Source organism: Streptomyces sp. NPDC051136, from assembly GCF_044455745.1.
GTDB lineage: Bacteria > Actinomycetota > Actinomycetes > Streptomycetales > Streptomycetaceae > Streptomyces.
This window is the reverse complement of the sequence record NZ_JBITFE010000004.1, coordinates 226,204-240,314: the sequence shown is the minus strand read 5'-3', so window position 1 is coordinate 240,314 and position 14,111 is coordinate 226,204. Positions and strand designations below refer to the sequence as shown.

General features: G+C 74.2%; 12 protein-coding genes. 10 read left to right on the top strand and 2 right to left on the bottom strand.

Going from position 1 to position 14,111, the window contains the following annotated elements; translation table 11 throughout:
- Positions 1-86: 86 nt before the first annotated feature.
- Positions 87-929, bottom strand: coding sequence for a helix-turn-helix transcriptional regulator (locus ACIBCJ_RS13565; protein ID WP_362093540.1), 843 nt, complete (start codon positions 927-929; stop codon positions 87-89).
- 277 nt (positions 930-1,206) lie between these two features.
- On the opposite strand from ACIBCJ_RS13565, the gene ACIBCJ_RS13560 reads away from it, so the two are divergent.
- From ACIBCJ_RS13560 to ACIBCJ_RS13515, 10 genes are all read left to right on the top strand, one after another.
- Complete coding sequence (locus ACIBCJ_RS13560; protein WP_365978112.1) at positions 1,207-2,160, top strand: SDR family oxidoreductase; 954 nt, start codon at positions 1,207-1,209, stop codon at positions 2,158-2,160.
- A gap of 243 nt (positions 2,161-2,403) precedes the next feature.
- Positions 2,404-3,156, top strand: a complete 753-nt coding sequence (locus ACIBCJ_RS13555) for a (5-formylfuran-3-yl)methyl phosphate synthase (RefSeq protein ID WP_365978111.1) — start codon at positions 2,404-2,406, stop codon at positions 3,154-3,156.
- A 2-nt stretch (positions 3,157-3,158) separates the two neighbouring features.
- Positions 3,159-4,568, top strand: coding sequence for an aldehyde dehydrogenase family protein (locus ACIBCJ_RS13550; RefSeq protein ID WP_365978110.1), 1,410 nt, complete (start codon positions 3,159-3,161; stop codon positions 4,566-4,568).
- A 1-nt stretch (position 4,569) separates the two neighbouring features.
- Positions 4,570-5,673, top strand: coding sequence for an NAD(P)-dependent alcohol dehydrogenase (locus ACIBCJ_RS13545; RefSeq protein ID WP_365978109.1), 1,104 nt, complete (start codon positions 4,570-4,572; stop codon positions 5,671-5,673).
- Between the two features lie 76 nt (positions 5,674-5,749).
- Positions 5,750-6,661, top strand: coding sequence for a class I SAM-dependent methyltransferase (locus ACIBCJ_RS13540; RefSeq protein ID WP_365978108.1), 912 nt, complete (start codon positions 5,750-5,752; stop codon positions 6,659-6,661).
- A gap of 168 nt (positions 6,662-6,829) precedes the next feature.
- Positions 6,830-7,363 (top strand): EF-hand domain-containing protein, encoded by a 534-nt coding sequence (locus tag ACIBCJ_RS13535; RefSeq protein ID WP_362093559.1) that lies wholly within the window; start codon positions 6,830-6,832, stop codon positions 7,361-7,363.
- Between the two features lie 250 nt (positions 7,364-7,613).
- Positions 7,614-9,464 carry a gamma-glutamyltransferase gene (locus tag ACIBCJ_RS13530; RefSeq protein WP_365978107.1) on the top strand — a complete coding sequence of 617 codons (1,851 nt, stop codon included), beginning with the start codon at positions 7,614-7,616 and terminating at the stop codon, positions 9,462-9,464.
- A 150-nt stretch (positions 9,465-9,614) separates the two neighbouring features.
- Complete coding sequence (locus ACIBCJ_RS13525; RefSeq protein WP_365978106.1) at positions 9,615-10,463, top strand: inositol monophosphatase family protein; 849 nt, start codon at positions 9,615-9,617, stop codon at positions 10,461-10,463.
- A gap of 109 nt (positions 10,464-10,572) precedes the next feature.
- Positions 10,573-11,982, top strand: coding sequence for an NAD(P)/FAD-dependent oxidoreductase (locus ACIBCJ_RS13520; RefSeq protein ID WP_365978105.1), 1,410 nt, complete (start codon positions 10,573-10,575; stop codon positions 11,980-11,982).
- 32 nt (positions 11,983-12,014) lie between these two features.
- On the top strand, positions 12,015-12,524 hold the full coding sequence (locus ACIBCJ_RS13515) for an O-acetyl-ADP-ribose deacetylase (protein ID WP_365978104.1): 510 nt from the start codon (positions 12,015-12,017) through the stop codon (positions 12,522-12,524).
- A gap of 58 nt (positions 12,525-12,582) precedes the next feature.
- On the opposite strand, the gene ACIBCJ_RS13510 is transcribed toward ACIBCJ_RS13515, so the two are convergent.
- A complete protein-coding gene (locus ACIBCJ_RS13510; RefSeq protein ID WP_362504609.1) occupies positions 12,583-13,974 on the bottom strand; it encodes a ricin-type beta-trefoil lectin domain protein in 1,392 nt (463 codons plus the stop codon).
- Positions 13,975-14,111: the final 137 nt, after the last annotated feature.

The following is a 14,111-nucleotide window of genomic DNA, read 5'->3' as shown; positions in this document are numbered from 1 at the left end:
CGTACCGGGCGGTGAGGTGCGCCGGTCGGCCACCCGGCCGCCGGCGGGCACGGCCGGCCGAGGGCACGGCCGGCCGGCGGGCAGGGTCAGCCGACCGCCTCGGCGCCGACGACGGACAGCAGGCGCAGCTTGTCGTGGCTCTCGGAGCCGGGCGCTGCCGTGTAGACGAGCAGGTGGTGCGACTGCTCGGGATCGAGCAGGGTCTGGCAGTGCAGCTCAAGGAGCCCGACCTCGGGATGGCGGAAGCGTTTGACCTGGTGGGGGCGGACGCCCACCTCGTGGGTGTCCCACAGGGTGCGGAACTCCTCGCTGCGCTCCTGCAGGAGCCGGGCGTAGTGCGCGGCCCGCGAGTCCGGGCCCCGCACCGTGACGACCTGGCGCAGTCCGGACGTGAACGTACGGGAGAGCAGGGCGTGGTCCTCCGGCGCGTACAGGGCGCGGGTGGCCGGCAGGGTGAACCAGCGGAAGCCGATGCTGCGTTCCGGTCCGGTGAACCGCGTGGCGTCGCCGGTCAGGGCCACGCCCAGCGGCGTCTGCCGCAGGGTCTCCCCGAGTTCGGTGACGATCTCGGCGGGGGTGTCGGCCAGGCGGTCGAGGATGCGCAGCAGACCGGGGCCCACGTGCTCACCCGCCGCCCCGCGCACGGGCGGGTGGTGCCCGGCCAGGCGGAACAGGTGGTCGCGCTCGTCCAGGGACAGGTGCAGGCCCTGGGCGAGGGAGGCGGCCATCTGCTGTGAGGGCTGCGGGCCGCGCTCCCGCTCAAGGCGCGCGTAGTAGTCGGTCGACATGTGGCACAGCGCCGCGACCTCCTCGCGGCGCAGGCCACGGGTTCTGCGGCGCTGTCCCCGCGGAAGTCCGACGTCCTCGGGTTGCAGCAGCTCCCGCCGGCGCCGCAGGAAGGCCGCGAGCCCGCTCCGGTCGATCTCCATGGGTGCTCTCCTTCGGGCCGCTTCCCTTTCTACCGCCTCGCGCCGCCCTCCCGGGCCGCCGCGGGCCGCCCAGCCACGGATCGCCGATCCCCCTCTCCGGTGACCTGGACGGCCGCAGGCTGCCCCGACACCGTGGACGACCTGCGAAAAGGGCGGGACAGCGGCGTACCCCGGCCGCCGGATCAGGGGATCGGCAGGCCCTGTACCGCGTCGGCCGGTCCGGCCACCGTGGAAGGGACGACACCGCCGGCGAGCAACGACACCCGAGGAGCGGCCCGTGCCACGCACCGACTTCGACATCACCGTCCCCGACCTGTCCGGCCGGCGCGCGGTCGTCACCGGCGCCAGCGACGGCATCGGACTCGGCATCGCGACCCGCCTGGCGGCCGCCGGTGCCGAGGTGCTCCTGCCGGTGCGCAACCCGCGCAAGGGCGAGGCGGCTCTCGATGCGATCGGAACCCGGGTGCCCGGCGCGGACGTGTCCCTGCGGACGCTGGACCTGTCCTCGCTCACCTCCGTGGCCGCCCTCGGCCGGGACCTGCTGGGGGAAGGCCGCCCGATCCACCTGCTCGTGAACAACGCCGGCGTCATGACACCGCCCGGGCGGCAGACGACCGACGACGGTTTCGAGCTGCAGTTCGGCACCAACCACCTCGGGCACTTCGCCCTCGTCGCCCACCTGCTCCCGCTGCTGCGGGCCGGGCGGGCCCGGGTGACCTCGCAGATCAGCATCGCGGCCGACCGGAACGCCATCAACTGGGACGACCTGGACTGGGAACGCTCCTACAACGGCGGGCGCGCCTACAGCCAGTCGAAGATCGCGTGCGGACTCTTCGGGCTGGAGCTCGACCGCCGCAGCGAGGCGGGCGGCTGGGGCATCACCAGCAACCTGTCCCACCCGGGCGTCGCCCCCACGAACCTGCTCGCCGCCCGCCCCGAGGTGGGCCGCGTCAAGGACACCCCGGGCGTACGCGTCATCCGGGCCCTGTCCGCCCGCGGCATCCTCCTCGGCACGGTCCGCACCGCGCAGCTCCCCGCGCTGTACGCGGCCACGTCGCCGGACGCCGAAGGCGGAGCGTTGTACGGCCCCGCAGGCCCGGGCCACCTGGGCGGCCCTCCCGCGCGGCAGAAGCTCTACAGCCGCCTGCGGAGCACGGACGAGGCACGGCGCGTCTGGGAACGCTCCGCGGAGCTGACCGGCGCTCGCTGGCCTCGGAGTCCCGGCACCTGATGCGCGGGGACTCCCGCTCCGTGCGGTCCTCGGACGACCGTTCGAGCCGGCCTGCGCGGGCGGTCCAGCGCAGACGGCGCGTTGTGCGGGGCGCGGGCGACCGGTGGCTGTGATCCGTATGTCACGTGCGCGCCCTGCCGAGACGTGACACCCCGGGAAATGATGTGCGGACCGCATGTGAGCCAGGCGAATCCGCGCATCCGTTCTCGGGGCAGACGGGTGGGCGGGGGAAAGGACTCAACCTTGTTGCTGCTCATTTCTCCGGACGGTGTCGACGAGGCCCTCGACTGCGCGAAGGCGGCCGAGCACCTGGACATCGTCGACGTCAAGAAGCCCGACGAGGGCTCGCTCGGCGCCAACTACCCGTGGGTCATCAGGGAGATCCGCGCGGCGGTCCCGGCGGACAAGCCGGTCTCCGCCACCGTGGGGGACGTGCCGTACAAGCCCGGCACGGTGGCCCAGGCGGCGCTCGGCGCCGCCGTGTCCGGGGCCACCTACATCAAGGTCGGCCTCTACGGATGCGCCACGCCCGAGCAGGCCGTGGAGGTCATGCGCGGGGTCGTCCGGGCGGTGAAGGACCACCGGGCGGACGCCTTCGTCGTCGCCTCGGGATACGCCGACGCCCACCGCATCGGCTGTGTCAACCCGCTCGCGCTGCCGGACATCGCGCGCCGTTCGGGTTCCGACGCCGCCATGCTCGACACCGCGATCAAGGACGGGACGCGGCTGTTCGACCACGTGCCGCCCGACATGTGCGCCGAGTTCGTACGACGGGCCCACGACGCGGGTCTCCTCGCCGCGCTCGCGGGCAGCGTCAAGACCGGCGACCTGGGCGAACTGGCCCGCATCGAGACGGACATCGTCGGAGTGCGCGGCGCGGTCTGCGAGCGGGGGGACCGCAGTACGGGCCGGATCCAGCCGCACCTGGTGGCGGCCTTCCGGGCGGAGATGGACCGGCACGTCCGCGAGCACGCGGCCGTCGCCGTACAGAGCTGACCATGACCCTGGCAGCCGGACCCACCCCGTACGCTCCCGGTGACCGGAACGGGTACTTCGCCGTCGTCGACCCGTCGACCGGGGAAGCCTTCGACGAGGCTCCCGACCGGCGGCCGCAGGAGCTGGACGCGGTCGTCGGCCGGGCCCAGGCGGCCTGGCAGGACTGGCGGGCCGACCCGGTCGCCCGCAGGACGGCGCTGCTCGCGGCGGCGGACGCCGTCGACGCGGCCGCCGCCGCTCTCGCCCCGCTCCTCACCCGCGAACAGGGCAAACCGCTGACCGAGTCGCACGCGGAGGTGGCGCGCACGGCTGCCCGGCTGCGCTACTACGCAGGGCTCGACACCGGGACGCAGCCGATCGAGGACGGCCGCCCCGTGCACAGCCGGCTGCGGTGGCGGCCGATCGGGCCCGTCGCCGCGATCGTCCCGTGGAACTTCCCCCTGCAACTGGCGTCGGCGAAGTTCGCTCCCGCCCTCGCCGCGGGCAACACGGTGGTGCTCAAACCCTCACCGTTCACCCCCCTCGCCACCCGGATGCTGGGGTCCGTGCTCGCCGGCGCCCTGCCCGAGGGCGTACTGACGATCGTCACCGGAAGGGAGCCGCTCGGCGCCCGTCTCGCATCGCACCCGGGGATCCGACACGTGACCTTCACCGGGTCGGCGGCCACGGGACGGGCCGTCGCCGCGGGCGCGGCGGCCACCCTCGCCCGCGTCACCCTGGAACTGGGCGGCAACGACGCCGCCGTCCTGCTCGACGACGTCGACGTGGACAAGATCGCGGACCGGCTGTTCTGGGCGGCGTTCCGCAACTGCGGCCAGGTCTGCATGGCGGTCAAACGGGTCTACGCGCCCGCCCGGCTCTACGCCCACGTGGTGGAGGCCCTCGCCCACCGGGCGGACACCACCGCCGTCGGACCCGGACTCGACGCGGCCTCGCGCATCGGGCCGGTCAACAACGCCCCGCAACTCGCCCGCGTCGAGCACCTCACGGCCCGCGCCCTGGCGGACGGCGGCCGAGCCGCGGCCGGTGGACACCGCCTGGACCGGCCGGGGTACTTCTTCGCCCCGACGATCGTGGCCGACGTACCGGCCGACAGCCCGGTGGTGACCGAGGAGCAGTTCGGCCCGGTCCTGCCCGTCCTGCCGTACGACAGCCTCAACGAGGCCGTCCGGGCGGCCAACGACACCGGCTTCGGACTGGGCGGCTCGGTGTGGGGCACCGACACCGACCTGGCCGCGGCCGTCGCCGACCGCCTGGAGTGCGCAACGGCCTGGATCAACCACCATGCCGAACTCTCCCTCGCTCAGCCCTTCGCGGGCGCCAAGGACAGCGGTGTCGGCGTCGCGGGCGGACCGTGGGGGCTGCAGGGAAACCTCAGACCGTTCGTCGTGCACCGCCCGGAGGAGGCGTGAGGTGAGGTTCGGCGCGGCGGTACTGCGTGCGTACGAGGAACCGTTCACCGTCGAGGAGGTGGCGCTGACGGAGGGGCCGGCCGCGGGGGAGGTCCTGGTCCGGATCGCGGGCTGCGGGATGTGCCGGACCGACCTCGCGGTGCGGCGCTCGGCCGGCCGCTCCCCGCTGCCGGCGGTCCTCGGCCACGAGGGGTCCGGGGTCGTGGTGGAGACGGGAGGCACCGGCACCGGCCTGAGCCCCGGCGACCATGTGGTGGTGAGCTTCGACTCCTGCGGGCACTGCCGCAACTGCTTGGGCGCGGCCCCCGCCTACTGCGACTCGTTCGCCTCGCTGAACCTGTTCGGGGGGCGCGAGGAGCACGCCGCACGCTTCACCGACGCGAGCGGGAGGCCCCTGGCTCCCCGCTGGTTCGGCCAGTCGTCGTTCGCCGAGTACGCGCTGGTCCCGGCCCGCAACGCCGTTCGGGTCGATCCCTCACTGCCCCTCGAACTGCTCGGACCGCTCGGTTGCGGCTTCCTCACCGGTGCCGGTGCCGTCTTCAACTCCTTCGGCGTCGGCCCCGGTGACACTCTCGCCGTCTTCGGCGCGGGCGCGGTGGGCCTGGCCGCGGTGATGGCGGCCCACGCAGCCGGCGCGGTGACCGTGGCCGTGGACCGGCACCCCGGGCGGCTGGCCCTCGCCGAGAGGTTCCACGCCCTGCCGGTCCCCGCCGCACCGGCCGGACCGTCCGACCGGATCCTGCGGCTGACCGGCGGGGGAGCGGCGTACGCGCTGGACACCACGGGGTCCCCCCGGCTGATCAACGAGGCGCTCCGGTCGCTGCGTCCGACCGGCCGGCTCGGCCTCGTGGCACGGCTCCACGACACCCTGCCGCTCGAGGTGGGGACCCTGGACCGGGGGCGCGGCATCTCCCACATCTGCGAGGGCGACGCCGTCCCCGGAGTGCTGATCCCCCGCCTCACCGGGCTCTGGCAGTCCGGGCGTTTCCCCTTCGACCAGCTGATCCGCACCTATCCGCTCGCCGACATCAACGAGGCCGAACACGACTGCGAGACGGGCCGCGTCGTCAAACCCGTCCTGGTCCCGGACGGCCGGCGGCACTGAGCACGCCGCACCGCCGCCCACCCGGCCGGCGCCTCCGACGGACGCCCGACCCACACGACTTCACGAGGGAGAAGGCATGGCCGACACGGCACCGCTCAGCACCGGTACGGACGGCGTGGAGGGAGGAGTGGGGCTCACCGCCCTCCTGGTCGCCGCGGCGCGGGCGATCGAGACCCACCGCCCCGACAGCCTCGCCCAGGACGTCTACGCGGAGCACTTCGTCCTGGGCGCGTCCGCGTCCGCGCACTGGCCGGTCCGCCTGGAGCAGGCTCCGGACGGGGACCGGAGCCCGCTCTGGGGACGCTTCGCCCGCTACTTCGGTCTGCGTACCCGGGTTCTCGACGACTTCCTGCTCCGGTCGGTCCGGTCCGCCGGCATCCGTCAGGTGGTGCTGCTGGGCGCCGGACTGGACACCCGGGCCTTCCGGCTCGACTGGCCCGCCGACTGCGTGATCTTCGAGATCGACAGGAACGGAGTCCTCGCCTTCAAGCACAAGGTCCTCGACGCCTTGTCGGCCGACCCCGGAGCGGCGCGCGTGCCGATCGGGGCCGACCTGCGCGCCGACTGGGCCGGCGCGCTGACGGCCGCCGGCTTCGACCCCGCGACCCCCACCGCGTGGCTGGTGGAGGGCCTGCTGTTCTACCTTCCCCATGCCGCCGAGACCGCGCTCATCGACACGGTCGACCGGCTCAGTGCGCCCGGCAGCGCCCTGGCCTACGAAGTGAAGCTGGAGAAGGACCTGATGGCGTACCGGGACAGTCCGCTGTACACGTCCACGCGCCGACAGCTCGGCATCGACCTGCTCGACCTGTTCAGCCGGGAGCCGCGGCCCGACTCCGCGGCTCGTCTGACGGGCAGGGGCTGGGCCGCGTCGGTCCGCACCCCCTTCGACTTCACCCGCCTGCACGGACGTGGACCGCTGCCCGAGGAGAACGACGCCCTGGGAGGCAACCGCTGGGTGTTCGCGGACCGGACGCGACCGGCGTGAAGGGCCCGGCCCGTTTCATGCATGGATCCCCTGTTTCCCCCCGTTCGTGTGTGAAGGGCCCTTGTTCGCCGCTGGAGCGGCCGGGAGAACTGGATAGTGGGGTCGGCCGCCGGGGCAGCTCCCCGGCGCATTCCGACGGCAAGGACCCGAAGAAAGGCAGGGTGCACCATGGTGCCCACCACCGAGGCGACCGACCGCATCGAGCTGGTCTTCTCCCTCTTCGACGCCGATGGCAACGGCTACCTGGAGCGCGCCGACTTCGACTTGATGGGCGACCGCGTGGTGGCTGCCGTACCGGCCGCGCAGCAGGCCGTCAAGGACAGGCTCACCGGTGCCTTCCGCCGCTACGGCGAAACGCTCCTGACCGAGCTGGACGCCAATGGCGACGGCCGGGTCAGCCCCGAGGAGTTCACCTCCGTCGTCCTCAACCCGCAGCGGTTCGAAGCCGCCGTGGACGAGTTCGCCGAAGCCCTCGCGGCGATGGGCGATCCGGACGGCGACGGCTTCGTCGCCCGCCCCGAGTTCGTCGCGCTGATGATCGCGATCGGTTTCGCACGGCCCAACATCGAGGCCCTCTTCGACGCCTTCGGCCCGGACGGTGAGGACCGCGTGCGGGTGTCCACCTGGGCCGACGCCATCAGGGACTACTACCGCCCCGAGAAGTCCGGCATCGCCGGCGACCACCTGGTGCCGCGCACCTGACGAGCCGGGCAGGACGCTGTCGTCGTCTGCCGGACAACGCGTCCGACCTGATGAGGAGGGTGGCGTCGGCCGGTGGCGCGGATCTACGCTGCCTGCGGCAGCGGCCGGCGCCGGCAGCCTGACCCGGGGGTGGCGGTGAAGGCGGGGCTGCGTGGAAGGGCGGGTCCCGTACCCGTCCTCCCCGGTCCCCTCCCGCGGGCCCGTTCCGCTGTCGTACGGGCCGTCGACGTACCGAGCACCGAGGTCAGGCATGCAGTTCACGACTCGCCCCACCCTGAGCGGCACCTTCGGCATGGTCTCCTCCACCCACTGGCTGGCCTCGCAGTCGGCCATGGCGGTGCTGGAGGACGGCGGCAACGCCTACGACGCCGCGGTCGCCGGTGGCTTCGTGCTGCACGTCGTCGAGCCGCACCTCAACGGGCCCGCCGGGGAGGTGCCCATCCTGCTCGCCCCGGCGGGCGGCGAGGTGCGGGTGCTGTGCGGCCAGGGTGTGGCGCCGGCCGGGGCGACCGTCGCGCACTACCAGGGACTCGGTCTCGATCTCGTCCCCGGCACCGGACCGCTCGCCGCGGCCGTGCCCGGCGCCTTCGACGCCTGGCTGCTCCTGCTGCGCGACCACGGCACCAGGTCACTCGCCGACGTGCTGAAGTACGCCATCGGCTACGCGGAGCACGGGCACGCGCCCGTGGAGCGCGTCGCCGAGACCGTCGAGACCGTCCGGGAGCTGTTCGAGACGGAGTGGACGTCCTCCGCCGAGGTCTACCTGCCGGACGGCCGCCCGCCCCGCCCCGGCGAGCTGCTGCGCAACCCGGCCCTCGCGGCCACCTGGAAGCGGCTGCTCGCCGAGGCCCGCGGCCCGCGGGGAGGGGATGGGGGCCGCGAGGCGGAGATCGACGCGGCGCGGGAGATCTGGCGCTCCGGGTTCATAGCCGAGGCCCTCGTCCGGCAGGCCGGGCGGCCCACGCTGGACACCAGCGGCGAGCACCACACCGGCACGCTGACCGCCGCCGACCTGGCCGGCTGGTCGGCCCGTTACGAGGCCCCCGTCACGTACGACTGGAACGGCTGGACCCTGTGCAAGGCCGGCCCGTGGAGCCAGGGGCCCGTCCTGCTCCAGCAGTTGGCGCTGCTCCCGCCCGAGCTGCCCGCCCACGGCTCCGCCGACTACGTCCACCTGCTGATCGAGGGCTGCAAGCTCGCCATGGCCGACCGGGAGGCCTGGTACGGGGACGCCGAGGGCGCGGAACGGGTGCCGCTCGGCGAGCTGCTGTCGCCCGGGTACAACGCGGCGCGGCGGCAACTCGTCGGCGACAAGGCGTCCTTCGAACTGCGGCCCGGTTCGCCCGGCGGGCGCACCCCGCGGCTCAGCGCGCACGCCCTCGTCGCGGCCGTGGACGGGGCCGGCCTCGACGCCCTGGGGGTCGGCGAGCCGACGGTCGCCAAGAGCCCGACGTCCCCGGTCCCGGGGGAGCCGGACGTCGCCGCCGACGGGGGGACCCGCGGCGACACCTGCCACCTCGACATCGTGGACCGCTGGGGCAACATGATCTCGGCCACGCCCAGCGGCGGCTGGCTCCAGTCCAACCCCGTCGTGCCCGAGCTGGGCTTCCCGCTCGGCACCCGGCTCCAGATGACGTGGCTGGAGGAGGGGCTGCCCAACTCGCTCACGCCGGGCCGCCGTCCGCGGACCACGCTCACTCCTTCCGTCGCCCTGCGCGACGGGGTGCCGGTGATGGCCTTCGGCACCCCCGGCGGCGACCAGCAGGACCAGTGGCAGACGCACTTCTTCCTCGCCGTCGCGCTGCGCGAGCGGGTGCGCGGCGGCCTCGACCTCCAGGGCGCGATCGACGCCCCGAACTGGCACAACGACAGCTTCCCCGGCTCCTTCTTCCCGCGCGGCATGCGGGCGGGCGCCGTCACCGTGGAGTCGCGCATGCCGGCGGAGGTCGTCGAGGAGCTGCGGCGCCGCGGGCACGACGTGACGGTGGGCGAGGCGTGGTCCGAGGGCCGGCTGTGCGCGGTGGCCCGCGACCCGGAGACGGGCGTGCTGTCGGCGGCGGCGAACCCGCGCGGCATGCAGGGCTACGCGGTCGGCCGCTGACGGACACGACGGGCCGGACGACGCGGTCCGCCGCCGGCCCTTTCTTTCCTGCCCCCCCCCGCGATCGCGGGCACCGGGTGTTCGCGCCGATTCCACCCGGAGTACACCGGCAGGGTGGGGATTGTCAGTGGCGCGTGCTCTCATGGAGCCATGATCGAGAACAACGAAACCATCGACGAGTTTCTCGCCCGGCACACCGACGCGGTGGAGGCCGCCGTCCGCAAGGCCGCCGCCCAGGAGATCATGCCGCGCTGGCGCCGTCTCGCGGAGCACGAGGTCGACCAGAAGGCCGGCCCGCACGACCTGGTGACCGACGCCGACCGCAAGGCCGAGCTGTACCTCACGGAGGTCCTGGCCGACCTGCTGCCGGGCTCCGTGGTCGTCGGCGAGGAGGCGGTCCACGCGAACCCCGCCTCGTACGAGGCGATACGCGCCGACGCGCCGGTGTGGATCATCGACCCGGTCGACGGCACCCGGCAGTTCGTGCGCGGCGAGGAGGGCTTCTGCACGCTGATCGCGCTCGCCCGGCACGGCGTCGTGCACGCCTCCTGGACCTACGCCCCGGTCGACGACCGGCTCGCGACGGCCGTCCGGGGCCGGGGCGCCTACCTGGACGGTGAGCGGCTGTACGCCGGACCGCCCGAGCCCGGCCGCGACCTGCGCGTCGCCACCTCCCACCCGGACTACACGACGGACGAGCAGAAGCGCGACCTGCTCGCCCTGCGCACCCCGGGGGTGGCCCCCCGCCCCTGCGGCTCGGCCGGCCTGGAGTACCTGGCCGTCGCCCGCGGCGAGTCCGACGCCATCGCCTTCTCCTGGGAGGCGGCGTGGGACCACGCGGCCGGACTCCTCCTGGTCGAGGAGGCGGGCGGTGCCCACCTGACCCGCTCGGGCGAGCCCTTCCGCATCACCGGGGGCAACGCCCTGCCGTTCACCGCCGCGCGCGACGCGGCCACGGCCCGCCGGGTGGTGGCCCTGCTGTCGGGCGGGGCGGTGTGATCCCACGGGCCGCCGCGGGCCGTGCCCCGCGACCGCGCGCTGCCGGACCCCGGGCATATCCTGATCCCCAGTGGCCATCGGCTGACGAAGGGGTCCGAAGGTGCCGTCGATGCTCGATGCGGTCGTGGTGGGTGCGGGGCCGAACGGACTGACCGCTGCGGTGGAGCTGGCCCGCCGGGGCTTCTCGGTCGCCGTGTTCGAGGCGCGGGGCACCGTGGGCGGCGGGGCACGCACCGAGGAGCTGACCCTGCCGGGCTTCCGGCACGACCCCTGCTCGGCCGCGCACCCGCTCGGCATCAACTCGCCGGCCTTCCGCGACCTCCCCCTGGAGCGGTACGGCCTGGAGTGGCTGCACCCCGACCTGCCCATGGCGCACCCCTTCCTCGACGGCTCGGCCGCCGTGCTGTCCCGGTCGGTCGGCGAGACGGCCGCCTCCTTCGGAGCGCGCGACGCGGGCACCTACCGCAGGCTGGTCGAGCGCTTCCTGCCCAGGTGGGACACCCTGGCCCGGGACTTCATGTCGCTGCCGCTGAGCGCGCTGCCCCGCGACCCGGTCACCCTGGCCCGCTTCGGACTGGTCGGTCTGCCCCCGTCGACGTGGCTGATGCGCCGCTTCCGTGACGAGAAGGCCAAGACCCTCTTCGCGGGGCTCGTCGCGCACGTCATGGCACCGCTCGGCGGCTTCGCCACCGGCGCCATAGGCCTGGTCTTCGCACTGGCCGCGCACGCCCGCGGCTGGCCCGTGGCCCGCGGCGGCTCCCAGGCGATCTCCGACGCCCTCGCCGCCCACCTCGCGGACCTCGGCGGCACCGTCCACACCGACTACGAGGTCAAGCGCCTCGACGACCTGCCGCCCGCGCGGGCCTACGTCTTCGACACCTCGCCCACGGCCCTGGCCCGCATCGCCGGCCTCGGCAGCCACTACGCGAACTACCGGTACGGACCCGGCGTCTTCAAGATCGACTACGCGCTGGACGGCCCCGTCCCGTGGACGGCCGAGGAACCCCGCGGCGCGGGCACCGTGCAGATCGGCGCCGACAGCACGGAGATCGGCGCCGCCCTGGACGCGGCCTCGGGCACCGGCCGCGCGCCCGAGCGGCCGTTCCTCATCACGGTGCAGCCCAGCGTCGTCGACCCCACCCGCGCCCCGGCCGGCAAGCACGTCTTCTGGGCCTACGGCCACGTCCCGCACGGCTGGACCGGCGACCTCACCGACGCGATCGAGCGTCAACTGGAGCGCTTCGCCCCCGGCTTCCGCGACCGCGTCCTCGCCCGCGCCACCGCGGGCCCGCCCGAGCTCGCCGCCCGCAACGCCAACTACGTCGGTGGCGACATCGCCTCCGGCGCCGTCTCCGGCCTCCAGCTCCTCCTGCGCCCCAAGCTCTCCCTGTTCCCGTACGCGACCCCGCACCCGGCGGTCTTCATCTGCTCGTCGGCCACCCCGCCGGGCCCCGGCGTCCACGGCATGTCCGGCCACAACGCGGCGAAGGCCGTCTGGCGCAGACTCCGTCAGACCTGACCCCCACGGAACCGAGCCGAGCGAGGACCGCCATGCCCACCCTCACCCTCGTCCGGGGCGACATCACCCGCGAGCACGCCGACGCGATCGTCAACGCCGCCAACTCCTCGCTCCTCGGCGGAGGCGGAGTCGACGGTGCCATCCACCGGCGCGGCGGGCCCGAGATCCTGGCGGAGTGCCGCAGGCTCCGCGCGGGACACCTCGGCAAGGGCCTCCCCACCGGCCGCGCGGTCGCCACCACCGCCGGTGACCTGGACGCCCGCTGGGTGATCCACACGGTCGGGCCGGTGCACAGCACCACCGAGGACCGTTCGGGCCTCCTCGCCTCCTGCTACCGCGAGTCCCTCCGCGTCGCCGACGAGCTGGGCGCCCGCACGGTCGCCTTCCCCGCCATCTCCACGGGCGTCTACCGCTGGCCGCTCGACGACGCGGCCCGCATCGCGGTCGAGACGGTACGGACCACCGGCACCTCGGTCACCGAGGTCCGCTTCGTCCTCTTCGACGACCGGGCGCACCAGGCGTTCGCCGCGTACGCCGGCTGACCGCCCGGCCGGGGGAGCGGGCCGGGCCCCGGCGAGGAGCCGACGCGTACCCTCCGGGTCAGCGCGTGCTCCACTTCTGGTTGTCCTGGCCGTTGCACTCCCACAGCTGGAGCCCGGCGCCGTTGGCGTTGTTCGCGTCGACGACGTCCACGCACTTGTTGGCCTGCACGTTGACCAGGTCCCGGGGCCCGGCCAGGATGAACTGCTGGGCCGGGTTGCCGCTGCACACCGCCACCTGGACGACCGTTCCGTTGGCGGTGCCGCCCCAGGTCGCGTCCATGCACAGGCCCAGCGACCGGATCGTGCCGTCGGGCCGGAAGTCCCACTTCTGCCAGTTCTTGCCGGTGCAGTCCGCGATCTGCAGCGGTGCGCCGTCCCGCCACTTGTGACCCGCCACCTCGATGCAGCGGTCCGAGGCGTGGCCGTAGATCGTCGTGCCGGGGGCGACGGGCTCCGGAGCCTTGGGGGCCGGCTTCTCCTCGGCGCCCCCGCCCGAGGTCCCCTTCTCGGGCTTCCTGGGCGCCGGCGCCTCGGCGCCGCCTCCACCGCCTCCGCCCCCGTCGTCCTCCGGCTCCGGCACGTCCGGCTGCTGCGCCTTCGGCTGTTCCACCGGCGCGGACTCGGCGGCGCTGGGCAGCGTCTGCGGGCTGGCGCTGGGGCTGGGTGCGAGCGCGGCGCCGGCCTGCTGGGTCTGCTCGGTGGCACTGGTGCGGACCTGCGGCTTGTAGGCGATCCAGATCATCACGAACGCGACGGTCAGGGCCACCGCGATGCCCAGGAACGTGGCCAGCCAGCGGGGCAGGAAGCCGCGCTGCACGTACGTGCCCTCGACGTCGGTCGGATCGACGCCGGAGCGGCGCACCGCCAGCCGGTAGGGCCGTTCCTCCTTGGAACCGAACCAGATGACCTGCTTCGGCTTCAGCGTCGTCTCCACGAACGCCGCGCGCCCCGGCTCGATCTGCACGTTCGAGGGCCGGATCTCGTACGACAGGTGGTCGCCGGTGTCGCTGCCCGCGACGGACGCCGTGACCTTGGTGTTGCCGAGGTTGTCCACCGCCAGCCGCGGCCGGCCCCGGAAGCGGCCCTTGACCACCGGCGGCACCAGCTCGGCCCGGACCTCGGTGAACGCGGTGATCGTGAGGTTCCCCTCCGGCACCGTCACCGCGTCGGGGTGTTCCGTCGGGGTGATCCGCACCGCGTACGGGTTGGGGCCCGCCGTCGCGTCCGGCGTGCGCGGCGGGGCGAAGGTCAGCTCCACCGTCCCGGTCGTCCCCGGATACAGCCGCAGGGTCTGCGGCTCCACCGTCGTCCAGGGCGCGATGTCCCCGACGGGTTCCAGCCGGTACTCGTCCACCACGTCGCCGGTGTTGCGCACCCGCAGCCGTACGCGTGCGGTGCTGCCGGGGTCCACGGTCGCGGACGCGGGCTCCAGGGAAGTCCACAGGTTCACGCGAGGACGTTACGTGGTGGCCGGGGCCCGGTCAGGAGCCCTCGGGGCAGTCCTGGTTGCCCCAAGGGGCCCGGTTCCCTGACCGGTCGTCCCGGGGGTGGCCCTGCTCACCAGGAACGAACAAACTCCGACGGGAT

What these genes read in the sequence shown, in the direction of transcription:
- ACIBCJ_RS13565 (WP_362093540.1), bottom strand. Translation starts at nt 929, where the DNA reads ATGGAGATCGACCGGAGCGGGCTCGCGGCCTTCCTGCGGCGCCGGCGG.
- ACIBCJ_RS13550 (WP_365978110.1), top strand. Translation starts at nt 3,159, where the DNA reads ATGACCCTGGCAGCCGGACCCACCCCGTACGCTCCCGGTGACCGGAAC.
- ACIBCJ_RS13540 (WP_365978108.1), top strand. Translation starts at nt 5,750, where the DNA reads ATGGCCGACACGGCACCGCTCAGCACCGGTACGGACGGCGTGGAGGGA.
- ACIBCJ_RS13535 (WP_362093559.1), top strand. Translation starts at nt 6,830, where the DNA reads ATGGTGCCCACCACCGAGGCGACCGACCGCATCGAGCTGGTCTTCTCC.
- ACIBCJ_RS13530 (WP_365978107.1), top strand. Translation starts at nt 7,614, where the DNA reads ATGCAGTTCACGACTCGCCCCACCCTGAGCGGCACCTTCGGCATGGTC.
- ACIBCJ_RS13525 (WP_365978106.1), top strand. Translation starts at nt 9,615, where the DNA reads ATGATCGAGAACAACGAAACCATCGACGAGTTTCTCGCCCGGCACACC.
- ACIBCJ_RS13520 (WP_365978105.1), top strand. Translation starts at nt 10,573, where the DNA reads ATGCTCGATGCGGTCGTGGTGGGTGCGGGGCCGAACGGACTGACCGCT.
- ACIBCJ_RS13515 (WP_365978104.1), top strand. Translation starts at nt 12,015, where the DNA reads ATGCCCACCCTCACCCTCGTCCGGGGCGACATCACCCGCGAGCACGCC.